Origin of the sequence: Pseudomonas sp. VE 267-6A (assembly GCF_024126555.1) — a bacterium.
Taxonomy (GTDB): Bacteria; Pseudomonadota; Gammaproteobacteria; order Pseudomonadales; family Pseudomonadaceae; genus Aquipseudomonas; species Aquipseudomonas palmensis.
This window is the reverse complement of sequence record NZ_JAMYBY010000024.1, coordinates 42,620-68,117: the sequence shown is the minus strand read 5'-3', so window position 1 is coordinate 68,117 and position 25,498 is coordinate 42,620. Positions and strand designations below refer to the sequence as shown.

Below are 25,498 nucleotides of genomic sequence, written 5' to 3'. Positions count from 1 at the left end.
GGTCGGCTCCTCACAAGCCCAGGCTCAGGTATTCAGCAACCGGGCCCAGGGCCAGGGCCGGCAGGAAGGTCAGGCCACCGATCAGCAGGATGGTCACCAGCAACAGCGTGACGAACAGCGGGCCATGGGTCGGGAAGCTGTTCTGGCCCACCGGTGCGCTCTTCTTCAGCGCCAGGCTGCCGGCCAGGGCCAGCACCGGCAGGATGTAGCCGAAGCGCCCGATCAACATACCCAGGCCGATCATCAGGTTGTGGAAGGTGGTGTTGGCGCCCAGCCCGGCAAACGCCGAGCCGTTATTGGCACTGGCCGAGGTGTAGGCGTAAAGCAACTGGCTGAAGCCGTGCGGGCCCGGGTTGCTGACCGCGGCGGCAGGCCCCGGCAGGCTGGTGGCCAGCGCGCCGAGCACCAACACGCCCACCGGCATCACCAGCAGCGTGGCGACCAGTAGTTGCACCTCGCGGGCCTGCAGCTTCTTGCCCAGGTATTCAGGGGTACGACCGATCATCAGCCCGGCCAGGAACACCGCGATCAGCACGTTGAGCAGCATGCCGTAGAGCCCGGCGCCGACGCCGCCGAAAATCACCTCGCCGACCATCATGTTGACCAGCGCGACCATGCCGCTGAGCGGGTTGAGGCTGTCGTGCATGTTGTTCACCGAGCCGTTGGAGGCCGCGGTGGTGGTCACGCTCCAGAGCACGCTGGCGGTGGTGCCGAAGCGGCTCTCCTTGCCTTCCAGGGGGGCGGTCTGTTCCACCAGCGGGCTGTTCAGGGTGGGGTTGGGCTGGTACTCCGACCACAGCGCGGTGGCGCCGCCGATCACGAACAGCGCAAGCATGCAGGCGATGATCGCGCGGCTCTGGCGCAGGTCCTTGACGTAGTGGCCGAAGGTGAACACCAGGGCCACCGGAATCAGGATGATCGAGGCCACCTCGAACAGGTTGCTCCAGGCGCTGGGGTTCTCGAACGGGTGCGCCGAGTTCACCCCGAAAAAGCCGCCGCCGTTGGTGCCCAGCTGCTTGATCGCGATCTGGCTGGCAGCCGGGCCCAGCGGGATCACCTGGTCGGCGCCCTGCAGGGTCAGTGCATGCACATAATCGGTGAAGGTCTGCGGCACACCCTGCCATACCAGCAGCAGCGCCAGCAGCAGGCACAGCGGCAGCAGCCCGTAGAGGGTGGCGCGGGTCATGTCGACCCAGAAGTTGCCCAGGGTGCTGGCCGAGCGTCGGGCAATGCCACGACACAGCGCGACCAACACGGCAAGGCCGGTGGCGGCGCTGACGAAGTTCTGCACGGTGAGGCCGAGCATCTGGCTCAGGTAGCTGAGCGAGGCTTCGCCGCTGTAGGACTGCCAGTTGGTGTTGGTCATGAAGCTGACGGCGGTGTTGAACGCCAGCGACCACTCCTGGCCGGGCAGGTGCTGCGGGTTCAGCGGCAGGTGCCCTTGCAGTAGCAATACGGCAAACAGCAGCCCGAAGCCTGCAAGGTTGAAGGCAAGCAGCGCCAGGGCGTACGTCTTCCAGCTCTGCTCGGTGGCAGGGTCGACCCCGGCCAGCCGGTAGCAGCCCCGCTCCACCGGCCCCAGCAGCGGGCTCAGCCAGGTGCGCTGGCCTTCCATCACCTTGTAGTAGAAGCGGCCCAGCCAGGGCGCCGGCAGCAGCACCAGGGCGAAAAAGCCCAGCAGCAATGCGTAATCGTAACTGTGCATGGCTGCTCCTAACCGCGATCGGCGCGCAGCAGCGCGGCCATCAGGTACACAAACAACGCCACTGCCAGCAGCAGTGACACCCCGTCCAGAATGCTCATGAAGAATCTCCGTCCCGCGGCACGGTGCCGCTGACGGTGATTGTCGGGAGGGGGGGCGTAAAGGGGCGAGAGGGCTAGCGAGGGTTGGGTATAAAGAATGCGTAAAGAGAGCGAATCGGCATGGCTGGGACGCCCCGTTGGCCGGCAGGGCCGGCGCCTGGCAAGGGCGGCCCGGCCAGCCAGGCCGGTGCGATCAGGCCCGCGGCGGGTGCTGCGGCTCGCTGCGGGTCCAGTCCAGCAGCAGGCTGTAGGCCACTGCCAGCAGCGTGGGGCCGATGAACAGGCCGATGAAGCCGAACGCCAGCAACCCGCCAAACACCCCCAGCAGCACGATCACCAGCGGCAGGTTGCCGCCCCGGCTGATCAGGTAGGGCTTGAGCACGTTGTCCACGCCACTGATGATGAACGTGCCCCAGATCCCCAGGAACACCGCCATGCCGTACTGGCCCTGCCACGCCAGCCATGCGGTGGCCGGCACCCAGGCCAGCGGCGGCCCCATGGGGATCAGGCTGAGCAGGAAGGTCACCAGGCCCAGCACCAGCGCGCCCGGCACCCCGGCGATCAGGAAGCCGATCAGCGCCAGCAGGGCTTGCGCCGCTGCGGTGCCGATCACGCCGTTGACCACCCGTTGCACGGTGCCAGCCACCAGGTCCAGGTAGTATTCGGCGCGCTCGCCGATCAGGCGGTTCAGCAGGCGCAGCACGAAGGCCGACAGCCGCGGCCCGTCACGGTAGAAGAAGAACACGAACACCAGGCTCAGGGTCAGTTCGAGAATCCCGCCGCCGATCTGCGCACTGCGGGCCAGCAACCAGTTGCCCACCTGCCCCAGGTGTGGCTTGATCGCCGCCAGCATGGCCGCGCCCTGCTGGTCGAGGGTGTCCCAGAAGCCGACCAGGCGCTCCCCCACGAAGGGTATGCCGCCCAGCCAGGCCGGCGCATCGGGCAGGCCGTCGACCTGCACGTCGCGCACGAACGCGGTGGCATCACGAATATGGTCGGCCAGGTTGAAGCCCAGCCACACCAGCGGCAATGCCACCAGCAGCATCCACACGCCCGTCAGTACACTCGCCGCGAGGGTTTCGCGCCCGCCGAGCACGCGCGTAAGCAGGCGCATCAGCGGCCAGCTGGCATAGGCCAGGATCGCCCCCCACAGCAGCGCGGAAATGAACGGGGCCATGACCCACAGACCGGCCCCCAGCAGGCCGATAAGGATGATCTGCACCAGCAGGCGATCGTTGTTGAGCATAGCGGCCCCGGTCAGCGGATCAGTTCGACATGCAGCCCGGCAGCCGGCTGCGTACCCACTTCAAGCCGTGCTGCGCGCACCCCGGCCTTGACCAGTTGCTCGCGCCAGGCCTCGGCCTGGGCGCCGGTCAGGGTCACGCGCAAGGTACTGTTCAGGTTGAGGCTGCGCGACAGCAGGTTGACCCAGGCCGGCTGCGGTTCGCCCTTGAGGTCGGCATAGTCGAGCTTGCCGGTGCTCAGCAGTTCCCGCTGCACGGTGGCCGGCGTGGGCAACACCTCGCCCAGCGGTGCGTTGGCCACGAACTCCTCGACATGCAGGTACGCGCGCCGATTGCCCTTGGTGATGCTGTACAGCGCAACCAGGGTGTCGCTGGAGGCGCCGGAGCGGCGCAACAGAATGAACGCCTGCTGGTTGTCGGCACCGGTCAGGTTGAATCGCCCGGCCAGCTGCGCCGACCACAGGCTGCTTTCACCGCAGTCCTGCCCCTGGCACCAGAACAGCGGGTAGCCACCTGCGGTCTGCAAGGCTTCGCGGGCGGCGGTAAAGGCTTCGTTGGCACTGCGCTCGGCCGGCAGCTGGTAGGTGGCATAGCTGACCTTGCCGCGGCCCTCGACCTTGCCCTCCATGCGTACCACATTGCTGATCTTGCGCAGCGAACCGAGGGGGTACACCCGCTCCTGTTCCTGCTCCAGTTCCTGCGCACTGGTCTGGCCCACTACCTTGGCATCCACCGGAATCGGCAGTTGATCGGCCATCAGTGGCGTGCTGGCAAGCACGGCCAGGCCGGCAAGGCCTGTTCGAATCAGACGCGAAATACTCATTGGCGGGCCATGGCGCTAAGGGCCTCGATGGCGAAAAAAGGTGCAACGGTGTCGCGCTTGGTCATGGTTGTCTCCCTGTTCAACCCGCCAAGCCTCGACAGTTGCCCGCCGCAAGTCAAGAAATGGCAAAGAAGCGATTGAAACAGTCTGCAACAAGGCTGGCGCCCGACTCGTCGTTCAGGTGCAGGTGATGCCCGCCCGGCAGCTGTTCCAGCTTGAAGGGTAGCTGCTCGAGCAGGGTGGTGTTGCGCGCCAGCATGCCGTCGGCGGCCACCACCAGTTGGGTCGGACAGGCGATGCGGCGCACGAAGGTCAGCGCCTGTTCTTCGCTCATGCGCAGCGGCGACGGCAGGGTCAGGCGGCTGTCGCTGCGCCAGGTGTAGCCACCCGGCACCGGCATCAGGCCGCGCTGGGCCAGCAGCTCGGCGGCCTCGCGGGTGACCGCGACCATGCCCTGCATGCGTGCCTGCACCGCCAGCTCCAGGGTCGGGTAGACGGTCTTGCCCTTGCCGCCCTGGCGCAACTGCGCCTGCAAGGCCATGCCCATGCGCTCGGCCGTGTCCTGGGGGCCGGCGCCGGGCGGGATCACCCCGTCGATCAGCGCCAGGCGGGTGACCCGCTCGGGCAAGGCACCGGCCAGGATCACCGAGATGATCGCCCCCAGCGAGTGCCCGAGCAGGGCAAACCGTTGCCAGCCCAGTTGCTCGGCTACCCGCAGCACGTCGTGGGCGTAGTCCCACAGCGCGTAGCCGGCGCCCACCGGCCGATGGTCTGAATAGCCATGCCCGGCCAGGTCCAGCGCCACGATGCGCAGCCCATGCAGCCGGGGCGCCAGGCGCGCGAAGGTGTTGGCGTTGTCGAGCCAGCCATGCAGGGCGATCACCGGGATGCCCTGCTGCGGGCCGAACAGGTGCGCTGCCAGTTCGATGTGCCCCAGGTTCAGGCGCACTTCCTCCACGCCACTCATTGCACCGCCCCCTGCCAGCGATCGAACAGGCCCTTGATCAGGCTCGCGGTGTCATGCGGGCGCTCCAGCGGAAACATGTGCCCACCCGGCAGGCTGTGGAACTCGCCCCTGGGCATGCTGCGCACGGCATACGCGTGGTGGCGGCGTACCACGCGGCTCTGGCTGCCACGCACCATCGCCAGCGGCAGCGTCAGCTGGCGGGCCGGGCCGGGGCTTACGTGGGGCAGGCTGCGATAGATGCTGATCTCGGTGGCCGGGTCGAAGCGCAGGCGCAACTGCTCGCCCTCGTCCTGCAGGCCATGTTCCAGATAAGCCTCGAAGCAGTCGGGGTCGAACTGTCGAAACAGCGCCTTGCCGGTGAAGTAGGCCCGGGCGCTCTCGCGGTCGGCGAACGCCTCGCGGCGTCCCAGGGTCCGGCCGGCCGGGGTGATGCGGTCAATGAAGCCAAAGCGCTTGGCCAGCTGGATCAGCCACTCGTCGGCTCGGGTCAGCACCGGCGAATCGAGCATAACCACCCCACGGTAGTACTGCGGGCAGCGCATCGCCGCGTGCAGGTGCAGCACCCCGCCCAGCGAGTGCCCTACCCCCCACACCGGCTCGGGCTGCTGCTCCAGGTGATGGATCAGTTCATCGACCAGGTTCTGCCAGTTGTCGTTGACCGGAAAGCGCGGGTCGTGCGCGTGCTGCGGCAGGTGGGTGACGTGATAATCGGGGGCCAGCGCAGCGAACAGCTTGCCGTAGGTGGCCGAGGGGAAGCCGTTGGCATGGGCGAAGAAGATCTGCTGCGTCATGGTCGCCTGTCCGCGAAGGGGAATCGGGCCATTTTCCCCGCCGCGGCAACACCCGGCAACATCCGTACAGGCCAGGGAGCACGACGATCAGGTCAATTCGCGTCGAAGCTGGCGATCGAACGGCGCAGGCAGGCCTGCAGGTACAGCAACTGGTACTCGAGCGCATCACGTGCCTTGCGCTTGTGCTCGCGGCTCAATTCGGCCCGGCGCAGTGCCAGGCAGGTGGCCTGCAACTGATGCCCCATCAGGCGGCCCGTCTCGCGCAATTGCCTGAGCTCACGCAGCCCCTCCAGGCGTCGCATCAACTCGTCGAGCTTGGCCTCGGCGCTGTCCTTGAGCACGTTGTACTCGGCAAAATCCAGCGCCTGGGCACGCTCGACCTGGCGCACGATGTCGTAGAAGTAGGCCGAGCCTGCCATTTCCGGATCCGGTGTGTTCATCGCCAAACTCCTGTTCGCGCCCCCGATGGGTCCTGGGGGCACGCTAGCAAGGCAGGGCATGGGCAACAACTGGTAGAAATATCAGGTCGCCGGTGGGTTGTCGCCCAGCGCGATGACGGCGATGGTCAGGCGCGAGATGCAGTTGAGCTTGCCGTCTTCGGTGCTCAGGCGGATGTCCCACACATGGGTGCTGCGGCCAATGTGCACGGGCCGGGCAGTGGCCGTGACGCGCCCGCTGCGCACACCGCGCAGGTGGTTGGCGTTGATCTCCAGGCCCACGCAATAGAAGCGCGTGGTGTCGATGCACAGGTAGCTGGCCATGGAGCCGACGCTCTCGGCCAGCACCACCGAGGCGCCGCCGTGCAGCAGGCCGAACGGCTGGTGGGTGCGCTGGTCGACGACCATGCTGGCGCTCAGGGAGTCGTCGGTGAAGCCTTCGAAGCGAATATCCAGCACTTCGCCGATGGTGCCTTTCTGGCGGGCGTTGAGCTGGTCGATATCGGGTTGGGTTTTCCAGAGGCTCATGCAGCATTCCTTGTCGTGGTTGGCGATCAGGTGGGAGTGAGACTGCGCAGTGTCATCAGCCCGGCCAGGGGGTGGTCGCCGTCGAGTTCGGCCAGGCTGGCGGTGCCCATGGGTGCGGGGTCCTTGCGGTGGCCATGCTCGAGCAGGCACACCAGCGTGCCCACCAGCGGTTGATGGCTGACCAGCAGCACCTGCTCCACCCCCAGCCTGTCCAGCTCGGCGATGACCTGCTGCGGGTCGCTTTCGGGGGTGAGCCAGGGCACGGTCTGCACCGGCTTGTCCAAACCCAGCGCCTCGTGGACCAGCGCAGCGGTCTGCTGCGCGCGTACATAGGGGCTGGCCAGGATCACCTGCGGCGCGCAGCCGAGCAACTGGGCGGCACTGCGCAGCACCTGCTCGCGACCGTGGGCGGTCAGCCGGCGTTCGGCGTCGCTGTTGGCGCGGGGCTCGGCTTCACCGTGGCGCAGTACCCACAGCCTCACAGCTTGGGCTCTTCGTCACGCGCCGGGTGTGGCGCAGGCGGCACGCTGTGGGCGGCTTCGCCTTCCGGCGCGCGCGGGGTGGGCCAGTCGGCGAACGGCCAGGGCTTCTGGTCGGTGTGGAAACTGCCGAAGCGACCGATCTGGGCCAGAAACTGGCTCAGGCTGTCGCCGAAGTTCATCAGGCTGGCACTGGGTGCGCCGTAGATCAGCCGGTACACCAGTTGCACCACCACCAGGCCACCCAGCAGCAGCTCGGCCAGTTGCCATACCAGTAGGAACACCAGCATCCACAGCACACGCAAGATGATCGATTCGCGCTGCGCCTGTTTTGGGGACTCGTTCATGCCCTGCTCCTGTAATTCAGTTGAAACCGCTGGTGGAAATGAAGTCGACGTCGGTTTTCGGCTCGCCGCGCATCAGCAGCTCGATCACCTGGCTCAGGGTCCGGCCTTCGAACAGGATGGCATGCAGGCCGGCTACCAGCGGCATGTACACCTGCACTTGCTCGGCCTTGGCCTTGAGCACCTTGAGGGTGTTGACCCCTTCGGCCACCTCGCCCAGGCGGTTGACCGCCTCGTCCAGGCTCAGCCCCTGGCCCAGGGCATGGCCGACCTGGTAGTTGCGGCTCTTGGGCGAAGAGCAGGTGACGATCAGGTCGCCGACACCGGCCAGGCCCAGGAACGTCATCGGGTTGGCGCCCTGGCTGACGGCGAAGCGGGTCATCTCGGCCAGCGCGCGGGTGATCAGCATGCTCTTGGTGTTCTCGCCCATGCCCAGCGCCACCGCCATGCCGGCGATGATGGCATAGACGTTCTTCAGGGCGCCGCCCAGCTCGACGCCAAAGCGGTCGTTGCTGGCATAGACACGGAAGGTACGCCCGTGCAGCACGGCCTGGACCCGCTGGCACAGCTGCTCGTCCTCGCTGGCGACCACGGTGGCGGTCAGCGCGTGCTCGGCCACCTCGCGGGCCAGGTTGGGCCCGGAGAGCACGCCGATGCGCGCCTGTGGGGCGATCTCTTCGAGAATCTGGCTCATCAGCTTGAAGGTGTGCGCCTCGATGCCCTTGGTCAGGCTCACCAGCAGCTTGTTGCTCAGCAGCTCGGCATGGGGCGCCAGCACGCTGCGCAGGGCGCTGGACGGCAAGGCGACGAAGATCAGCTCGCAGGCCTGCAGGGTGGCCAGCAGGTCGTTGACCGGCTCGACGCCCGGGTGGATCTTCACGCCCTTGAGGTAGCGCGGGTTTTCGCGGTTGTTGCGCATGGCCTCGGCTTGCTCGGGGTCGCGCATCCACTGCCGTACCTCGACACCATTCTCGGCCAGCAGGTTCGCCACGGCGGTACCAAAGCTCCCGCCTCCAAGAACTGCAACAGGCTGCTGTTCAGTCATATCCAATCCGTTAAAACCAATAAAGTGGCGACCCCCGCATTATACGGAGCGTTAAGGCCACGGCCAGCGCCAGATGTGCGATTGGACCGCAGCAATGCGGGTTTGATCGCTGGAAAAAGCCGGCTACTCGGTTAACATGCCCGCTCGATACCCGCCATCAAGGCCGCGCCGTGCATCTTGGCCCTCCCCCCTCGCGCCCGCTGGTTCTGCTGACTGCCCTGCTGGGCGGTCCGGCGGTGGCGGACGACCTGTTCGTCGACAGCCAGGCGCTGCCGCAGATCCTGACCGCCACCCGCCTCAGGCAGTCGCCGGCGGCGGTGCCCGGCAGCATGAGCGTGCTCGACAGTGAGCTGATCCGCGCCAGCGGCGCGCGCAACGTACCCGAACTGCTGCGCCTGGTGCCCGGCATGATGGTCGGCTACGGCGCGGGCAACCAGCCGGCGGCCAACTACCACGGCAGCAGCGTCAACGATGCGCGGCGCATGCAGGTGCTGGTCGATGGCCGTTCGGTGTACCGCGCGGGGCTGGCGACGGTGGACTGGGGCGATATCCCGCTGGCACTGGAGGATATCGAGCGCATCGAGGTGTTCCGCGGGCCCAACACCGTCAGCTATGGCGCCAATGCACTGATGGCGGTGGTCAACATCCTCACCCGCAGCCCGGCCGACAGCCATGGCACGCGGCTCAAGGTGATCCGCGGCCAGCGCGGCATCGACGACTGGTACGCCAGCCAGGGCCTGGGCTGGGAAGGCGGCGACCTGCGCCTGTCGCTGTCGGGCCAGCAGGACGACGGCTTTGACCACAACGCGCAGGGCCAGCACTACCGCGATGGCCGCCGCCTGACCCGCCTGAGCCTGAGCGCCAGCCATGCGCTGAACGCCGAGCAGAGCCTGGACTGGCAGTTTTCCGCCAAGGAAGGCAGCGAGCAGCGCCCCTATGCCTACACCCCGGTGTTCCCCGGCGTTAGCGGCGCAGGGGCGAACGCCGACGTGAATGCCAAGGACTACGCCGCCTCGGTACGCTGGAACATCGACCTGGACCCGTGGCACAGTCTGTACCTGCAGGGTTCGGCGTTGCACTGGGATCGCCAGCAGGTGTGGCGCGCGTGCGATGCGGCCATCGCCTTCAGCCCGCAACTGGCGCAGCTGTGGCGGCTCAACCCGGGCTATACCGAACGCCTGGCCCGCAACATCGACGCGCCGATTCCTCCCGGCAGCGACCAGGAGCAGGCGCTGGCCCGCGAGGTCCGCCAGCAGTGGCACAACGGCGGTGCCAACCCGGTGTGCGGCGACATCGACCAGAGTACCCGCGAAAGCCGCCTGGACCTGGAGCTGCAGGACACCCTGAGCCTGAGCGACAGCCTGCGCCTGGTCAGCGGCGTCGCCTACCGCTACGACCGGGCCGACTCGCAGACCTACTACGATGGCAGCCTCGACGACACCACCTGGCGCCTGTTCGGCCAGCTCGAGTGGCGCGCCGACGAACACTGGATCGTGCAGGGCGGCGCGATGTTCGAGGACACCCGGCTGGCGGGCAGCTCGCTGGCCCCACGCCTGGCCGTGAACTACCTGATCACCCCGCGCCACGGCCTGCGTGCGGTGTACTCGGAAGCGGTACGCTCGCCGGACATGTTCGAGAACAACGTCAACTGGAGCTACCGCGTCGACAACCTGCGCCCGGCCGCTTTCGGCCAGCGCCACGCCGAGTACTTCGTCACCACCCGCGGCCCGGGCGACCTCGACCAGGAACGCATGCGCTCGCAGGAGCTGGGCTACAACGGCTTTTTCAGCGAAATCGGCCTGAGCCTGGACATCAAGCTGTTCCATGACCAGCTCACCGGCATGGTCAGCGAACCGCTGCGCAACAACCGGCCCATCGCCAGCAACGCCAACAAGGCGCGTTTCACCGGCAGCGAGGCGCAACTGGACTGGCAACTGCGCAGTGCCGACCGCCTGCGCCTGACCTACGCCTATGTGGATGCCTGGGCCAGCAACCCCGATGACCGCCACCTCAGCGCACGCAACAGCGGCTCGGCCGGCTGGCTGCGCGACTGGGGCCGAGGCTGGTCGAGCGCAGTGTTCTACTACGGCGACGACGCCCTCAACCAGTACCGCTTCGAGCGTATCGACCTGCGCGTGGCCAGGCGCATCCCCATCCGCAACGCCAGCCTGGAGCTGGCCGGGATGCTTCAGCAACGCCTGGATGACGAGCCCACCAGCAACTGGCAGAACCGCTACGACAGCCGGCAGGTGCTGTACCTGAGCGCGGAGCTGGAATTCTGATGCGCCTGCTGCACGCTTGCCTGGTGCTGATGCTGGCGTGGCCGCTGAGCGCACTGGCGGCCGCAGACATTCTGGTTACCGCCGCCCAGGGCAATGCAGGCGTGCGCGACTTCGTCACCGCCCTGCGCGCGCAGCGCCCCACCGATCACGTGCGCTTCACCGCCGTGTCAGAACTGCCTGCCGGGCACAGGCTCAAGCCGGGCACGCGCCTGATTCTGCTCGACCTGGCCGCACTGGACTGGCGCCTGAAACAGGCCGAAGGCCCGCCGACGCTGGCCTTGCGGGTCAGCCGGGTACAGGCCAGCCGGCACCTGGGCGACCGACGCCCGTCCTACCTGAGCCTGCTGTGGAGCGACCCGCCGCCCGCGCGTCAGTTGCGCCTGGCCCACTACCTGCTGCCCCAGGCCAGGCGCATTGGTGTGCTATATACCGAGAACAGCCGGTTCCTGCTCGACGAGCTGCGCCAGGCGGCCAAGGCGCTGCGCCTTGAGATCATCGCCCAGGCCTGGCCCGACCCGCGTGACAATCGGCCGCTGCAGGCCGTGCTCAAAAACAGCGATGTGCTACTGGGCCTGGACGACCCACTGCTGTACAACGCCACCACGGCCAAGCACCTGCTGTTGAGCAGCTATGCACGCCAGGTCCCGCTGATCGGTCCGAATGCCGGGTTCGTGCGCGCCGGCGGGCTGGCCAGTACCCTGAGCGACCAGCATGACTGGCTGGCGGTGCTCGACCGCCTGCTCGACCAGCCGCCGGCGGCCTGGCCGCGGACGTTGTACCCCGAGCGATTTCGCGTGGCCGGCAACCAGCAGGTGGCCCGAGCCCTGGGCATCGAGGCGATAGACCCGGTGGCCGCACAACAGGCCGTGGCCGCAGGAGAGAAGCACCGATGAAAAAACTGACCTGGGACATCAGTACCCGCACCCAGATCATCAGCCTGGGGCCGGCCCTGCTGCTGACGTTGCTGCTGATCAGCTTCTTCACCTTCGTGCGCATCCAGGACTTGCGCCAGGAGCTCAACCATACCGGCCAGCTGATCGCCAACCAGCTGGCACCGGCCTCGGAATACGGGGTCATTTCGGGCAATGACGAAGTGCTCGAGAGCCTGATGCGCGCCACCCTGACCATTCCGCATGTGCGCTTTCTCGAAGTGCAGGACAGCGAAAACCACATCCTGGTGTATGTCGAGCAGGCCGACGAGCACGAGAACCGCCCCCAGCAGGTCGAGGTATTCCAGGCGCCTATCCGCCTGCAGCGGATCTTCCTGGACAGCGATTTCCTGCACAGCGGTGGCTCGGCCTCGACCCGCAAGGACGATTACCTGGGCCGGGTGATCGTGGGCATGTCCGATGACGCCTTCAACCAGCGCCAGCAGGAAATCGTGATCAAGGCCGCGATCCTGGCCCTGTTCGCCCTGCTGTTCACCTTCATCCTCGCACGGCGCCTGGCGCGCAGCCTGTCGCGTCCGATCAGCGACATGGGGCACGCGGTCAAGGCCATCCAGAAAGGCGACTTCAACGCGCCGCTGCCGGTGGTCGACGACAGCGAGCTGGGCCACCTGGCCCGCCACATCAACAACCTGGCCAGCGGCCTGGCACAGGCCAGCCATGAGCAGCAACAGGCCATCGCCCAGCTGATCCAGGCCCGCGAGGAAGCGGAACAGGCGAACAAGGCCAAGTCGGACTTCCTGGCGATGATGAGCCACGAGCTGCGCACCCCCATGAACGGGGTGCTGGGCATGCTGCAACTGCTGCAGACCACCGCGCTGAGCGAAGAACAGAGCGAGTACGCGGCCGTGGCCAGCGAGTCCACCGGCCATCTGCTCAAGGTGATCAACGACATCCTCGACTTCTCGCGGATCGAGCGCACGACGCTGGAGCTGGAGCACATCGAGTTCAACCTGGCCGAGCTGCTGGGCAGTTGCACGCAGTCGTTCCAGCATGTCGCCCAGCAGCGCGGATTGCTGCTGCTGGCGCCACTGCCGCCGGGCATGGAACAGTTGCGCGTGGCCGGCGACCCGACCCGCATCCGCCAGGTGCTGGTGAACCTGATCGGCAACGCGCTGAAGTTCACCGAACACGGCAGCGTGCAGATCGAACCGCGCTGGCAGGTACTGGACCGACAACTGATCTGGTTCACCTGTGCGGTGCGCGATACCGGCATCGGTATCGACAGCGAGCGCCTGGAAACCATGTTCGTTGCCTTCCAGCAGGCCGACAGTTCTATTTCACGACGTTACGGCGGTACCGGCCTGGGGCTGTCTATCGCCCGCACCCTGACCGAGCGCATGGGCGGCACGCTGCGTGCCGAAAGCCGTGAAGGCAGGGGCTCGACCTTTACCCTGGAAATGCCGCTGGCGCTATGCATGCAGCAGAACCCCACGCTGCCTGCGCCCAGGGCCGACAACAGTGACCCTGGCCAGGGCCGGCGCATCCTGCTGGTGGAGGACAACCCGGTGAACCAGGCCGTGACCCAGGCCATGCTGCGCAGCCTGGGGTTCGAGGTGTGCGTGGCCGCCGATGGCGCCCAGGCGGTGGCGCTGGCCAGCCGCCAGCGCTTTGCCGCCACGCTGATGGATTGCCGCCTGCCGGTCATCGACGGCTACGAGGCCACCCGGCGCATCCGCCAGATCCCCCATGCCGCAGCCATGCCGATCATCGCCCTGACTGCCAACGCGCTGCAGGGCGATCGCGAACGCTGCCTGGCCGCCGGCATGAACGACTACCTGACCAAGCCGTTCAAACGCATTGATCTGCAGCAGATTCTGCAACGCTGGCTGCCCGCACAGGCATCTGTGACTGGCGATAAATGCTAAAGTGCGGCAGTCTTACAGACTGAACCGGGCCCTTGCCGGGCTTGTCATAAAAATTTCAGTGCACAAGTGTACATCTTCGTCCCCTGTGCTGTGACTTTCACTACAACGCAATAGTCTATGTGTAGGCTGCCGCCCCAAGCCTGAGGCTTTTGGGTCGGTCGGGAAGATCTACCCCGTGCCGCACGGTGACTATTGAGGAGCTCGCATGACCAAACAAAACGCCTTTACCCGGGAAGACCTGCTGCGCTGCAGTCGCGGTGAGCTGTTCGGCCCAGGTAACGCGCAACTGCCCGCCCCTAACATGCTGATGGTGGATCGCATCACGCACATCAGCCAAGAGGGTGGCAAGTACGGCAAAGGTGAGTTGGTCGCCGAGCTGGATATCAGTCCAGACCTGTGGTTCTTCGCCTGCCATTTCGAAGGCGACCCGGTGATGCCAGGCTGCCTGGGCCTGGATGCCATGTGGCAGCTGGTCGGATTCTTCCTGGGCTGGCAAGGCCTGCCAGGCCGTGGCCGGGCCCTGGGTTCGGGCGAAGTGAAGTTCTTCGGTCAGGTACTGCCGACCGCCAAGAAAGTCACCTATAACATCCACATCAAGCGCGTCCTGAAAGGCAAGCTGAACATGGCCATCGCCGATGGCTCGGTCAGCGTCGACGGCCGCGAGATCTACACCGCCGAAGGCCTTCGGGTCGGTGTATTTACCTCCACTGAAAATTTCTAAGGGTTATTCGCATGCGCCGCGTCGTAATCACAGGTCTGGGCATCGTATCGTGCCTGGGCAATGACAAAGAGACCGTCTCCGAAAACCTGCGTAAAAGCCGTCCGGGCATCCGTTTCAACCCGGAATACAAGGAAATGGGGCTGCGCAGCCAGGTTTCCGGTTCCATCGACCTCAACCTCGAAGAGCTGATCGACCGCAAGGTCTATCGCTTCGTCGGCCACGCAGCCGCCTACGCCTACCTGGCGATGCAGGACGCGATCAAGGACTCGGGCCTGAGCGAAGAGCAGGTGTCCAACCCGCGCACCGGTCTGATCGCCGGTTCCGGCGGCGCCTCGACCCTGAACCAGATGGAAGCGCTGGACATCCTGCGCGAAAAAGGCGTCAAGCGCGTCGGCCCATACCGCGTTACCCGCACCATGAGCAGCACCGTGTCGGCGTGCCTGGCCACCCCGTTCAAGATCAAGGGCCTGAACTACTCCATCGCCTCGGCGTGCGCCACCAGCGCGCACTGCATCGGTACCGCGATGGAACAGATCCAGATGGGCAAGCAGGACGTGGTGTTCGCCGGTGGCGGTGAAGAAGAGCACTGGAGCCAGTCGTTCCTGTTCGACGCCATGGGCGCACTGTCCAGCAAGCGTAACGACACCCCGGAAAAAGCCTCGCGCGCCTACGATGCCGACCGTGACGGTTTCGTCATCGCCGGCGGTGGCGGCATGGTAGTGGTCGAGGAGCTGGAGCACGCTCTGGCCCGTGGCGCGAAGATCTACGCCGAAATCGTTGGCTACGGCGCGACCTCCGACGGTTACGACATGGTTGCCCCAAGTGGCGAAGGCGCGATCCGCTGCATGCAGCAGGCGCTGTCCACCGTCGACACCCCGATCGACTACCTGAACACCCACGGCACCTCGACCCCGGTCGGTGACGTTGCCGAAATGAAGGGTGTGCGTGAAGTGTTCGGCGACAAGGCCCCGGCCATCAGCTCCACCAAGAGCCTGTCGGGCCACTCGCTGGGCGCTGCCGGCGTTCACGAGGCGATCTACTGCATGCTGATGATGGAAGGCAACTTCATTGCCGGCTCCGCCAACATCGACGAGCTGGACCCGGAAGTGGCCGACCTGCCAGTTCTGCGCGAAACCCGCGAAAATGCCAAGATCGACACCGTGATGAGCAACAGCTTCGGTTTCGGCGGCACCAATGCCACCCTGGTGCTCAAGCGCTGGGCTGGCAAGTAAGCAAGGGCTCGCCCCTGCTGTAGAAACGCCCCGACTGGTTCGGGGCGTTTTTGTTTGCGGCTTTCGGGGCAATTGGCCGGCAAGGCCGGCTCCTGCAGGGCACGCGATGCCTGTAGGGGCCGGCCTTGCCGGCCAAAGGCGTTACACCGAAAACCTGCCCACCAGCGTATTGAGCTCGATGGCCAGCTGCGACAACGCCTGGCTCGCCGCGCTGGTCTGGTTGGCCCCCGCCGAGCTCTGCAGCGCCAGGTCGCGGATGTTGGTCAGGTTGCGGTCCACCTCCCGCGCCACCTGTGCCTGCTGCTCGGACGCACTGGCGATCACCAGGTTGCGCTCGTTGATCAGGCTGATGGCCGTGGCAATCTCTTCCAGCGCCGTACCCGCCGCATGCGCGCCATCCAGGGTGCCCTGGGCACGCTGGTTGGTCTGCTGCATGCCCTCCACCGCCCGGTCGGTACCCTCCTGGATGCCACCGATCATCTGTTCGATTTCCCGTGTCGACTGCTGGGTACGATGGGCCAGTGCCCGTACCTCGTCGGCCACCACTGCAAAACCGCGCCCGGCGTCCCCCGCCCGCGCCGCCTCGATGGCCGCGTTCAGGGCCAGCAGGTTGGTCTGCTCGGCGATCGAACCGATCACATCCAGCACCTTGGTGATGCCGTGCACCTGCTCGGCCAACTGCCCGACTTCCGCGGCATTGGCGGTAACGCCATCGGCCAGCGCCTCGATCGACGCCACCGTGAGGCGCACCTGCTCGCGCCCCTGACGGGCAATGCGATCGGACTCGGTCGAGGCCTGGGAGGTGGCCACCGCATTGCTCGCCACCTCTTCCACCGCGGCGGTCATCTGGTTCACGGCAGTAGCGGCCTGCTCGATTTCCTGGGTCTGCTGGTGCAGGCCGCGGGTGGCGTCCTCGGTCACTGCGCTGAGCTCTTCGGACGCCGAGGCCAGTTGGTTGGACGAATCGGAAATACGCCCGATGGTATCGCGCAGGCTCTGCTGCATCTGCTTGAGGGCCGCCTGCAAGCGCGCCGGCTCGTCACTGCCCTCCACGTTGATCTGCGGGGTCAGGTCGCCAGTGGCGACCACCTCGGCCACCTGCAACGATTGCGCCAGCGGGCGCACGATACTGCGGGTCAGGGTCAGCGCCAGCACCACGGTGAGCACCAGTGCGGCCACCAGCAGGCCGACCACCCACACGCGGGCACGCTCATACACCGTGCCGGCAAGCTCGGTGGCCATGTTGGCGTGATGGTTGTTGAGGGCGATCAGCTCGTTGAGGGTGGTGGTGAGCTGATCGGCCAGCTGGTTCATCTCACCGTTGACCAGCGCCACCGCCTCCGTTGTCTGGCCCTGCAGGGCCATCTGCGCTACCCGTGCCTGATAGCCCAGGTACTGCTGCTCGAGCTTGAGGTAGCGGTCGAACAGCGCCTGCTCCTCGGGCAATGCAATCAGGGCCTGGTAGCGTTGCTGTTCCTTGCCCAGCTCGCCCTTAATCTGCTCGATGCGTGAATGGGTCTGCTGCTGCGCGGCGTTGTCGCTGTTGAGCAGCAGGCGCAGGGTCAGCGCCCGTATCCGGAACATGTCCTGGCTGATCTGCCCCACAGAGATCACACTGGGCAGCCAGTTGCTGTCGACCTGTTCGGACTGCTGGCGCATGCTGCTCATCTGCAGGAGCGAGAAGGCCCCCAATGCAAACACCAGCAACGCTACCAGACCAAACCCCAGACCTGCCCGCGGCGCAATGTTCAAACGTCTCAAGCTCATCTTCCGGTTCCCTCCAAAAGCGCTGCATCGGTCATGCAGCTGACGTGCTTATTAGAAGGTATCGGCCCTTGAGATTTTTGCGTAAGACGAAAAAGTGATATCAAAACGCCTTGTCATTGCGAGCGCAGGCGGCGCATGCCTCATTGCACGATGAAGCGCTGCTCGGCCAGCAGGCGGTCCCCCTGGAACACCATGAAGTGCCACTGGCCCGGTACCACTTCGTGGTGCTCGGTAAATTCATAGGCCATGACATCCTGCGCGGCCCCCGGTACCAGCTTCTGCACCACCTCGAACTTGTCATGGCGCTGGCCGTCGGGGGTGATCACCCCGGGGGTCAGGTACAGCAGCGTCAAGGGCGTGTCTTCGGCCACCTTGCCTTCAAGGCGATAGCGCAGGCCGAACTTGCTGCCAAGACGGGCCGGCACCCGGTCGGTGTGCTCCAGGGTCTGGTTGGTCTGGGTCAATACCCGTTCACCGGGCTGGAAGTCCTGGTGGCGGGTCTGGAACACGCCGTACTCCACCGGCCCCTGCACCCGCACCTCTGCACCGGCCACCGCACTCACCAGCATCAGCGCGGCCAGGGCGCCCAAACGACTCTTCGACATACTGCTCTCCATCAGGTTGATGGCGGCAGGCTATGGGGCTTGCATGACAGGCTGATGACATCAGCGTGACCTGGGCAGTACCGCGAGAAAGTTGTCCTTGGCCACCTTGTGCGCCACGGCCTCGGGCAAGGCATCCAGGAACCGGTCGAACCCGTGCAGTTGCTCGCCCAGGCTGGCGAAGCGGCCGACCACATCGGAACCGAGCATGAAACGCTCGGGGAAGCGCTCCACCAGCGCAACCCATTCGGGCCGTGGCACGCCCTTGTCGTCCAGCAGGTAGGGTTGGAGCACGCTCCACGACAGGTCGATGTACAGGTTCGAATAACGCTCGAGCATGCGCGTCAGGGTCGGCAGCAGAAAGTCCAGCTGGGTCTGGTGGCGGTGAATCTCCATGCTGGTGCCGGCGTGGGCCCAGATGAAACGGGTATCGGGGTGCTCGCGCAGGGGCTGCTCGATCTCTTCCAGGTACAGCGGGTTGCGTTCGCGCTTGGAGGTGATGTTGGAGTGGATCAGCACCGGCATGTCGTGCCTGGCCGCCAGCTGATAGATGAGGCCCAGCGCTTCGTTGTTGGCCCGTGGCGTGTCGCCGCTGGTCAACGCCGTCAGGTCGTCGTGGCGGGTGAAGACTTCGCCGATGCCCTGCCACAGGCCGGGAAACAGCTCGAGCATGCGCTCGATATGGGTGGCCGCGTTCTTGTCCACCGGGTTGAAGCCGGTCAGAAACGGGTGAAAGCGCTGGCGCTGCTGCTCGGGCAACTGTTGCAGCGCCGCTGCCACATAGATGTCGGTGGCGCTGTACCAATATGCTGCGGCATCATCGCCGGCGTAGTAGCGCGGGCGCTTGGGCTCGTCTTCATGCCATTTCTTGGCCACCGCCACACCCGAGATCATCGACTGATCGATACGCGCCGCATCCATGGCCTTGAGCAACTCGTCCATGCCGGCGCTTTCCTGAAAGAAATCGACATAATGCAGGTGCGCGTCGCTGTAGCGGTACTCCCGCGCCTGGGCTATGCCCGACAGCGTCACCGACAGCAACAGGCACCCCAGCGTCCTGGCCCACATCGCAATCCCCTTGTGCAATTGACCCAGGGTAGACCTGCCGCCGGGCGCAACGGTTCAGCCCGGGCACCGGGCAGGTTATGCTTCCAATTATTTCCATCGCCCTGGTGCCCCTGATGAACCCTCCCCTGGTAATCCGCCCGCGCGCCGAATCCGTCGAAGGCCAACCCATCCTGCGCCCGCTGCCTTCGGCACGGCGGCGTAGCGTCGGGCCGTTCGTGTTCTTCGATCACATGCTGGCGACCGACTACCCGCCCGGGCGTGGCATGGACATTCGCCAGCACCCGCACATCGGCCTGTCCACCCTCACCTACCTGTTCGAAGGCCAGTTGCAGCACAAGGACAGCCTGGGCTCGGATCAGCGCGTGAGTGCCGGCGAGGTGAGCTGGATGACCGCCGGCAGCGCCGTGGCGCATATCGAGCGCACCCCGCCGGAGCTGCTGGGTCAGCCCAAGCGCCTGCACGGGCTGCAGGTGTGGCTGGCCTCGCCGAAGGATCACGAACAGGGGCCGGGGCACTACAGCCATCACCCGGCGGCCAGCTTGCCGAGCAGCGATGCGCTGGGGGTGAGTATCCGCATGATCGCGGGCACGGGGTTTTGCCTGACCTCGCCAGTGCCGGTGTTGTCAGCGACCCTGTATGCCGAGGTGCGCATGCAGGCGGCGAGCACGCTGCTGATTCCCGCCGAACACGCTGAACGGGCAGTTTATGTACTCGACGGTGAGGCGAGCCTTGACGATCAGCCACTGGAGCCATGCAGCCTGGTGGTGCTGCCCGAAGGCGAAGCGATGAGCCTGTACGCCGACAGCGAATGCCACCTGGTGATCATTGGCGGCGACGCACTGGACGGGCCGCGGCGGATGAACTGGAACTTCGTCGCCAGTGACCCGGCGCTGATCGAGCAGGCACGGGCACGCTGGGCGGCCGGGGATTGGCCGGTGGTACCGGGCGAGATCGGGCGAATCGAGTTGCCTTGAGATTCGCCGGCAAGGCCGGCTCCTACAGAGGCAGGAGCGGGCTTGCCAGCGAAGAGGCCATCAGGCCTGGAACACTTCCCGCAGCAGGTTGTGCATCGCCTGGAACGCGCGCTTGGACGTCCTGGCGTCGTACTTCATCTTGCCTGGCACGTTCGCTGCGGGGTCGGTGAACGAATGCACCGCACCTCCGTAGCTCACCAGCTGCCAGTCAGCCTTGGCCGCATCCATCTCGGCTTCGAAGGCAGGCAGTTGCTCGCGCGGCACGAACGGGTCGGCTGCACCGTGCAACACCAGCAACGCAGCCGACACCTTGCCCTCCTGGGCCGGCAGCGGCGTGTCCAGCGTACCGTGGAACGACACCGCAGCGCGCAGACGCTGGTCTTCACGGGCCAGCTCCAGTGCGCAGCAACCGCCGAAGCAGAAGCCGAAGGTGGCCAGCTTGCCCGGCGCAAGCACTGCCTTCGATTGCCCCAGCAACTGATCCAGCGCCGCCTTCATGCGTTTGCGCAGCTCGACCCGATCATTTTTCAGCGGCATCATCGCCGCCCCCGCTTCATCCATGTTGGATGGGCGCAGCGTCTGCCCATACAGGTCAGCCAGCAGCACCACATAGCCCTGGGCCGCCACTTCCCTGGCAATGCGCTCGGCGCCCTCGCCGATGCCCATCCAGTTCGGCGCCATCACCAGGCCCGGCTGTTCCTTGGCGCCGTGGGTATACACCAGGCGGCTTTCGTACACCTTGCCGTCAAGCTTGTACACCAGCGACTCGATCGTCACGTTGCTCATGAACCCCTCCTTGCACAATGAAAAAAGCCCGCCGAAGCGGGCTTTCCTGCAACTGCTTACGCCGACAGTTCGACCAGCAGCTTGTTCAGTCGACGCACATACGCCGCCGGATCCTTGAGGCTGTCGCCCGCCGCCAGGGCGGCCTGATCGAAGAGGATATGCGAGAAGTCGGCGAAACGGTCTTCGCTCTGCTCGTTGTCCAGCTTCTCGATCAGCGGGTGACCCGGGTTGAATTCGAAGATCGGCTTGGAGTCCGGCACCTTCTGCCCGCTGGCTTCGAGGATCTGGCGCATCTGCAGGCCCATGTCCTGTTCACCGATGGCCAGGATCGCCGGCGAATCGGTCAGGCGGTGCGACACGCGCACTTCGCTGACGGTATCGCCCAGCGCGGCTTTCAGACGCTCGACCAGGCCTTCCTTGTCCTTGGCCACTTCTTCCTGAGCCTTCTTGTCCTCCTCGGAGTCCAGCTTGCCCAGGTCCAGGTCGCCACGGGCCACGTCGACGAAGCCCTTGCCGTCGAACTCGCTCAGGTAGCTCATCAGCCACTCGTCGATGCGGTCGGTCAGCAGCAGCACTTCGATGCCTTTCTTGCGGAAGACTTCCAGGTGCGGGCTGTTGCGTACCTGCGCGTAGGACTCGCCGGTGAGGAAATAGATCTTGTCCTGACCTTCCTTGGCACGTGCCAGGTAGTCGGCCAGGGACACGCTCTGCTCGCCGCTGTCGTCATGGGTGGAGGCAAAGCGCAGCAGGCCGGCGATCTTCTCCTTGTTGGCGAAGTCTTCCGCCGGGCCTTCCTTGAGCACCTGGCCGAAGTTCTTCCAGAAGCCCTTGTACTGCTCAGGCTCGTTCTTGGCCAGCTTCTCGAGCATGTCCAGCACGCGCTTGGTCAGCGCCGACTTCATCGAATCGATGATCGGGTCTTTCTGCAGAATCTCGCGCGACACGTTCAGCGACAGGTCGTTGGAGTCGACCACACCCTTGATGAAGCGCAGGTACAAGGGCAGGAACGATTCGGCCTGGTCCATCACGAACACGCGCTGCACGTACAGCTTCAGGCCGCGTGGCGCTTCACGCTGGTACAGGTCGAACGGCGCACGGGCCGGCACGTACAGCAGCGAGGTGTACTCCAGCTTGCCTTCGACCTTGTTGTGGCTCCAGGCCAGCGGGTTTTCGAAATCGTGGCCGATGTGCTTGTAGAACTCCTGGTATTCCTCGTCCTTGATCTCGGTACGCGGACGGGTCCACAGCGCGCTGGCACGGTTGACGGTTTCCCACTCCACGGCCGGCTGCTCTTCGCCTTCGGCGGCAGTCGCTTCCTTGGGCAGTTCGATCGGCAGGGCGATATGGTCGGAGTACTTCTTGATGATGTTGCGCAGGCGCCAGCCATCGGCGAATTCGTCTTCACCTTTTTTCAGGTGCAGCACGATGCGCGTACCGCGCTCGGCCTTGTCCACGGTGGCGACTTCGAACTCGCCCTCGCCCTTGGACGACCAGTGCACGCCCTCGCTCGCCGGAGTACCGGCGCGGCGGCTGTAGACATCGACCTGGTCGGCGACGATGAAAGCCGAGTAGAAGCCCACACCGAACTGGCCGATCAGGTGCGAGTCTTTCTTCTGGTCACCGGTGAGGTTATTCATGAAGTCGGCAGTGCCGGACTTGGCGATGGTGCCCAGGTGGGTGATCACGTCATCGCGGTTCATGCCGATGCCGTTGTCTTCCAGGGTGACGGTGTTGGCCGCCTTGTCGAAGCTCACGCGAATCTTCAGGTCGCTGCCGCCCTCGAGCAGCTCGGGCTTGGCCAGGGCTTCGAAGCGCAGTTTGTCGACGGCGTCGGAGGCGTTGGAAATCAATTCGCGAAGGAAGATTTCCTTGTTCGAGTACAGCGAATGGATCATGAGGTGCAGCAGCTGCTTCACCTCGGTCTGGAAGCCCAGGGTTTCTTTTTGAGTTTCCACACTCATGGTCTTCAACACTCCGATCTGATGGCAGTAGTCACTCGGGCCGACGGCCCCCGCGGGGCAGCGTCCGGCCTTTCGTGGCGGGATGAACAGCAGATGGGGGCTGGCATATCTATTTCAAGGGCACGGGCAGTTCTTTGATCTTGAAATGCGCACGGGCCGTGGCGATGGGCTGGTCCGGGTCGCCCTGCCAGGCGGTGATCGCGACGTTGGTCACCCGCCGCCCCTGGCGCCACAGCTGGCACCGCGCATAGGTATCGCGGTACAGGCCGGCGCGCAGGTAATCGATGGAAAAGTCGATGATCCTGGGAATGCTCGCGCTTTCGCTGAAAATCAGCAGGTACAGCGCCGCCGACAGTTCCATGAACCCGGCGATCACCCCGCCATGGATTGCCGGCAGCAACGGGTTGCCGATATTGTCGGCACTGGCCGGCAGGCAGAACAGCAGGTCGTCGCCGTCACGGCTGCACTGGATGCCGATCAGGCTGGCGTAGGGGATCAGTTGCAGCAATGGCGCGTAGTTGCCCTGGGCATGCGCCTGGCGCAGCTGTGCATGCACGTCCGCGGGAATCATTGCGCCACCGCCTTGAGCTGCCGGCCGAAACCCAGGCCGCCCTTGATGTCCTTGCCCAGGCGCATGTAGGTGCCCACCACCTGGGCAATCGGCTCGCCGGGGTCGTCCTGGTAGGCGCAGCCGCGGATGAAGATCACATCGCGGGTGACCCGGTAGCACTGCGCCTGCCCATACACGGCCTTGTCGGCCTGCCCCGGGTGCATGTAGTCGATGCGCAGGTCCAGGGTCGGGCACACCTCGAACTCGGCCAGGGCGCACAGGGTGGCCATGCCCAGCGCAGTGTCCATCAGCGTGGTGATTGCACCGCCATGGATCGCGCCGCTCTGCGGGTTACCCACGATCTGCGGCGAGTACGGCAGGCACAGCGTGATGCCATCGGCATCGGCGCGCTCTACGCGCATCTTCAACAACTGGCAATGGCGCAGCGCCGAAAGAAAACGTTCGGCCTGGGCCATCAACGGTGACGGTTCATTCACGGTCAGCTCCTTGTGCAATAACTCAGGTGCTGCATAAGCCTGAGGGAAAGTCTATATGGATCCGGCACTTATATATGTGCAAACGACGCGGAACTTATGTCGCTTACTTGAACTCAGATAATTCAAGCAACTCTATTCCACAAGGAGAAACACCCCATGCGTAAACCCATTGCCTTTGCCGTTATGCTGGCCGCCGCCCTGGGCCTCGCTGCTTGCGATAAAGCCAGCGAAAACAAAGCCCAGGACGCTCAAGAACATGCCGAGCAAGCCCAGAAGAAAATGGACGACGCTCAGGATAAGATGAACGACGCCGCCAAAGAAAACGCCGAAGCCGCCAAAGACAGTGCTGAAGCCGAACAAAAGCGTGCAGAAGAAAACAACCAGGCCGCTCCTGTGACGCCAGCACCAGAAGCCGCCCCGGCAGAACCTGCCAAGTAAGCAACTGCGCTTTAATGAAAAAACCCGACTCAGGTCGGGTTTTTTCATGTCAGGCCAGAAGTTGGCGAAAGGTCGGGCTGAGCATCAGCAACAATGAACAGATCAGCCCGATCGACCAGACCAGGCTGCGCTGCCACGCAAAGTCATACCAATACAGCGGCAGGTAGATGATCCGCGCGATCACGAAGATGATCGCCAGGGTATCGATCAGAAAACCCTGGGTCTGGGTGGTGTGCGCCATCAATACACCTACGGCGAACAACATGAATGCTTCGAAACTGTTCTGGTGCGCCGCCACCGCCCGGGCGCCCATGCCGGTCAGTTGCGCCTGCTGGCTGCGCGGCAGGTGGTTGTCGTAGCTGCCCTGTTGCTTCATCGCACGCGCCACCGGCACCCGCGCCACATAGATCAGCAGTGCGCTGATCAACACACACCAGAACGGAATACTCATGCGACCGGTTCCTTGTTCGGCTCAGGCAATGGCGCCTCTGTAGGGGTATAGACCATCACGTCGAGCACGTCGGAATGAAACTCGCGGCGGTACAGCACCAGTACTACCCCGGTGCTCATCAGCACCAGCAGCCAGGGGCTGATGAACCAGCTGAGCAAGGCCATGCCGAAATAGTACGAGCGCAGCCCGAAGTTGAACTGGTTGGCCGCCAGCGAGATCACCCGCGCCCCGCGCAGAGCGAAGGCCTTGCGCTCCTGCTCGCTGACCTGACGCTCGCCGATCATCGGTGCCGAGCCCACCAGCACGGCGGCGAAGTTGTACTGGCGCATGCACCAGCTGAAGGTGAAGAAGGCGTACACGAACACCATCGCCAGGCATAACAGTTTGATTTCGGACATGCCCTGGGATGTCTGCTGTACCAGCGGCAGGTCGGCCAGCAGCGACCAGGCACGGTCCGAGGCGCCCAGCACGGTGAGGATACCGGCCAGGATGATCAGGGTGCTGGAGGCGAAGAACGATGCGTTGCGCTCCAGGTTGCCGATCACGCTGGCGTCGGCGATGCGGTTGTCGCGCAGCAGCATGCGGCGCATCCAGTCCTCGCGGTACAGGTGCATGACGCTGGCCAGGCAGGCGGTATCACGGGCCTTCCAGCTGGCGTAGCGGGTGTAGCCGCCCCAGCAGGCAACGAACCAGCAGGCGGCAAACAGGTTGATCAGGTTGTTCTGGATGAAGCTCATGGCGCTCCCGAAGAAATGGCACAGGATGGTGCATTGTCCGCCTTTCGACGCTGCCAGCGGCAAAAAGACACGTGGCCCCGAGACGAAAAAGCCCCGCATCCGAATGGATGCGGGGCTCTTCAGAGGCTGGCCCGGCAGGCGATCATGGCTTGTGGC

General features: G+C 65.1%; 27 protein-coding genes. 7 read left to right on the top strand and 20 right to left on the bottom strand.

Annotation, left to right across the window (positions count from 1 at the left end; all coding sequences use genetic code 11):
• Window positions 1–10: 10 nt before the first annotated feature.
• From kdpA to NJH59_RS23215, 11 genes are all read right to left on the bottom strand, one after another.
• Entirely contained in the window at window positions 11–1,705 is a 1,695-nt protein-coding gene (gene kdpA / locus NJH59_RS23265; protein ID WP_078480473.1) for a potassium-transporting ATPase subunit KdpA, read from the bottom strand.
• An 8-nt stretch (window positions 1,706–1,713) separates the two neighbouring features.
• Window positions 1,714–1,803 carry a K(+)-transporting ATPase subunit F gene (gene kdpF / locus NJH59_RS23260; protein WP_043863107.1) on the bottom strand — a complete coding sequence of 30 codons (90 nt, stop codon included), beginning with the start codon at window positions 1,801–1,803 and terminating at the stop codon, window positions 1,714–1,716.
• Between the two features lie 193 nt (window positions 1,804–1,996).
• Window positions 1,997–3,049, bottom strand: a complete 1,053-nt coding sequence (locus tag NJH59_RS23255; protein WP_043863108.1) for an AI-2E family transporter — start codon at window positions 3,047–3,049, stop codon at window positions 1,997–1,999.
• 11 nt (window positions 3,050–3,060) lie between these two features.
• Window positions 3,061–3,870: a DUF4892 domain-containing protein gene (locus NJH59_RS23250; RefSeq protein WP_043863109.1), complete on the bottom strand. Its 810-nt coding sequence runs from the start codon at window positions 3,868–3,870 to the stop codon at window positions 3,061–3,063.
• A gap of 115 nt (window positions 3,871–3,985) precedes the next feature.
• Window positions 3,986–4,837, bottom strand: coding sequence for an alpha/beta hydrolase (locus NJH59_RS23245; protein ID WP_058541868.1), 852 nt, complete (start codon window positions 4,835–4,837; stop codon window positions 3,986–3,988).
• Window positions 4,834–5,628 carry an alpha/beta hydrolase gene (locus NJH59_RS23240; protein WP_058541867.1) on the bottom strand — a complete coding sequence of 265 codons (795 nt, stop codon included), beginning with the start codon at window positions 5,626–5,628 and terminating at the stop codon, window positions 4,834–4,836. Before NJH59_RS23240 ends, NJH59_RS23245 begins: the two co-directional genes overlap by 4 nt.
• A gap of 92 nt (window positions 5,629–5,720) precedes the next feature.
• On the bottom strand, window positions 5,721–6,068 hold the full coding sequence (locus NJH59_RS23235) for a hypothetical protein (RefSeq protein WP_043863112.1): 348 nt from the start codon (window positions 6,066–6,068) through the stop codon (window positions 5,721–5,723).
• A gap of 81 nt (window positions 6,069–6,149) precedes the next feature.
• A complete protein-coding gene (locus NJH59_RS23230; RefSeq protein WP_043863113.1) occupies window positions 6,150–6,593 on the bottom strand; it encodes a hotdog fold thioesterase in 444 nt (147 codons plus the stop codon).
• 26 nt (window positions 6,594–6,619) lie between these two features.
• On the bottom strand, window positions 6,620–7,075 hold the full coding sequence (gene sixA / locus NJH59_RS23225) for a phosphohistidine phosphatase SixA (RefSeq protein ID WP_078480469.1): 456 nt from the start codon (window positions 7,073–7,075) through the stop codon (window positions 6,620–6,622).
• Window positions 7,072–7,419: a DUF4389 domain-containing protein gene (locus tag NJH59_RS23220; RefSeq protein ID WP_043863115.1), complete on the bottom strand. Its 348-nt coding sequence runs from the start codon at window positions 7,417–7,419 to the stop codon at window positions 7,072–7,074. The genes sixA and NJH59_RS23220 overlap by 4 nt, the downstream gene beginning before the upstream one ends.
• Before the next feature lie 16 nt (window positions 7,420–7,435).
• Window positions 7,436–8,461, bottom strand: coding sequence for an NAD(P)H-dependent glycerol-3-phosphate dehydrogenase (locus NJH59_RS23215; RefSeq protein ID WP_043863116.1), 1,026 nt, complete (start codon window positions 8,459–8,461; stop codon window positions 7,436–7,438).
• Window positions 8,462–8,631: 170 nt separating this feature from the next.
• On the opposite strand from NJH59_RS23215, the gene NJH59_RS23210 reads away from it, so the two are divergent.
• The 5 genes from NJH59_RS23210 to fabB all read left to right on the top strand — a co-directional run bounded on the left by NJH59_RS23210 (window position 8,632) and on the right by fabB (window position 15,511).
• The gene (locus NJH59_RS23210) at window positions 8,632–10,743 is read left to right on the top strand and encodes a TonB-dependent receptor (protein ID WP_253087367.1); all 2,112 of its coding nucleotides are present in this window, start codon (window positions 8,632–8,634) and stop codon (window positions 10,741–10,743) included.
• The gene (locus NJH59_RS23205) at window positions 10,743–11,636 is read left to right on the top strand and encodes an ABC transporter substrate binding protein (protein WP_043863118.1); all 894 of its coding nucleotides are present in this window, start codon (window positions 10,743–10,745) and stop codon (window positions 11,634–11,636) included. The genes NJH59_RS23210 and NJH59_RS23205 overlap by 1 nt, the downstream gene beginning before the upstream one ends.
• Window positions 11,633–13,558: an ATP-binding protein gene (locus tag NJH59_RS23200; protein WP_104572270.1), complete on the top strand. Its 1,926-nt coding sequence runs from the start codon at window positions 11,633–11,635 to the stop codon at window positions 13,556–13,558. The genes NJH59_RS23205 and NJH59_RS23200 overlap by 4 nt, the downstream gene beginning before the upstream one ends.
• Window positions 13,559–13,763: 205 nt before the next feature.
• Window positions 13,764–14,279, top strand: coding sequence for a 3-hydroxyacyl-[acyl-carrier-protein] dehydratase FabA (gene fabA / locus NJH59_RS23195; protein WP_043863120.1), 516 nt, complete (start codon window positions 13,764–13,766; stop codon window positions 14,277–14,279).
• A gap of 11 nt (window positions 14,280–14,290) precedes the next feature.
• The gene (gene fabB, locus NJH59_RS23190; protein WP_054915677.1) at window positions 14,291–15,511 is read left to right on the top strand and encodes a beta-ketoacyl-ACP synthase I; all 1,221 of its coding nucleotides are present in this window, start codon (window positions 14,291–14,293) and stop codon (window positions 15,509–15,511) included.
• A 141-nt stretch (window positions 15,512–15,652) separates the two neighbouring features.
• Here the strand turns inward: fabB and NJH59_RS23185 are convergent, their stop codons facing one another.
• The 3 genes from NJH59_RS23185 to NJH59_RS23175 form a co-directional block, all read right to left on the bottom strand.
• Window positions 15,653–17,278, bottom strand: a complete 1,626-nt coding sequence (locus NJH59_RS23185) for a methyl-accepting chemotaxis protein (RefSeq protein WP_104572269.1) — start codon at window positions 17,276–17,278, stop codon at window positions 15,653–15,655.
• 140 nt (window positions 17,279–17,418) lie between these two features.
• Window positions 17,419–17,883 carry a DUF3859 domain-containing protein gene (locus NJH59_RS23180; protein WP_253087366.1) on the bottom strand — a complete coding sequence of 155 codons (465 nt, stop codon included), beginning with the start codon at window positions 17,881–17,883 and terminating at the stop codon, window positions 17,419–17,421.
• Window positions 17,884–17,943: 60 nt separating this feature from the next.
• A complete protein-coding gene (locus NJH59_RS23175) occupies window positions 17,944–18,948 on the bottom strand; it encodes an amidohydrolase family protein (protein ID WP_253087365.1) in 1,005 nt (334 codons plus the stop codon).
• 113 nt (window positions 18,949–19,061) lie between these two features.
• On the opposite strand from NJH59_RS23175, the gene NJH59_RS23170 reads away from it, so the two are divergent.
• A complete protein-coding gene (locus tag NJH59_RS23170; protein ID WP_054915674.1) occupies window positions 19,062–19,922 on the top strand; it encodes a pirin family protein in 861 nt (286 codons plus the stop codon).
• 60 nt (window positions 19,923–19,982) lie between these two features.
• Here NJH59_RS23170 and NJH59_RS23165 read toward each other — a convergent pair whose 3' ends face one another.
• The 4 genes from NJH59_RS23165 to NJH59_RS23150 all read right to left on the bottom strand — a co-directional run bounded on the left by NJH59_RS23165 (window position 19,983) and on the right by NJH59_RS23150 (window position 23,695).
• On the bottom strand, window positions 19,983–20,708 hold the full coding sequence (locus NJH59_RS23165; RefSeq protein WP_253087364.1) for a dienelactone hydrolase family protein: 726 nt from the start codon (window positions 20,706–20,708) through the stop codon (window positions 19,983–19,985).
• Window positions 20,709–20,764: 56 nt separating this feature from the next.
• Entirely contained in the window at window positions 20,765–22,669 is a 1,905-nt protein-coding gene (gene htpG / locus NJH59_RS23160; protein WP_253087363.1) for a molecular chaperone HtpG, read from the bottom strand.
• A gap of 109 nt (window positions 22,670–22,778) precedes the next feature.
• Entirely contained in the window at window positions 22,779–23,240 is a 462-nt protein-coding gene (locus tag NJH59_RS23155) for a PaaI family thioesterase (protein WP_043863128.1), read from the bottom strand.
• Complete coding sequence (locus tag NJH59_RS23150; RefSeq protein ID WP_078480455.1) at window positions 23,237–23,695, bottom strand: PaaI family thioesterase; 459 nt, start codon at window positions 23,693–23,695, stop codon at window positions 23,237–23,239. The genes NJH59_RS23155 and NJH59_RS23150 overlap by 4 nt, the downstream gene beginning before the upstream one ends.
• Window positions 23,696–23,872: 177 nt before the next feature.
• Between NJH59_RS23150 and NJH59_RS23145 the strand changes: the two genes are divergently transcribed.
• Complete coding sequence (locus NJH59_RS23145; protein WP_043863130.1) at window positions 23,873–24,154, top strand: hypothetical protein; 282 nt, start codon at window positions 23,873–23,875, stop codon at window positions 24,152–24,154.
• 49 nt (window positions 24,155–24,203) lie between these two features.
• Here the strand turns inward: NJH59_RS23145 and NJH59_RS23140 are convergent, their stop codons facing one another.
• Both NJH59_RS23140 and NJH59_RS23135 read right to left on the bottom strand, forming a co-directional pair.
• Window positions 24,204–24,605 carry an MAPEG family protein gene (locus tag NJH59_RS23140; RefSeq protein ID WP_054915670.1) on the bottom strand — a complete coding sequence of 134 codons (402 nt, stop codon included), beginning with the start codon at window positions 24,603–24,605 and terminating at the stop codon, window positions 24,204–24,206.
• Window positions 24,602–25,342 carry a DUF599 family protein gene (locus NJH59_RS23135; RefSeq protein ID WP_054915669.1) on the bottom strand — a complete coding sequence of 247 codons (741 nt, stop codon included), beginning with the start codon at window positions 25,340–25,342 and terminating at the stop codon, window positions 24,602–24,604. The genes NJH59_RS23140 and NJH59_RS23135 overlap by 4 nt, the downstream gene beginning before the upstream one ends.
• Window positions 25,343–25,498 lie beyond the last annotated feature (156 nt).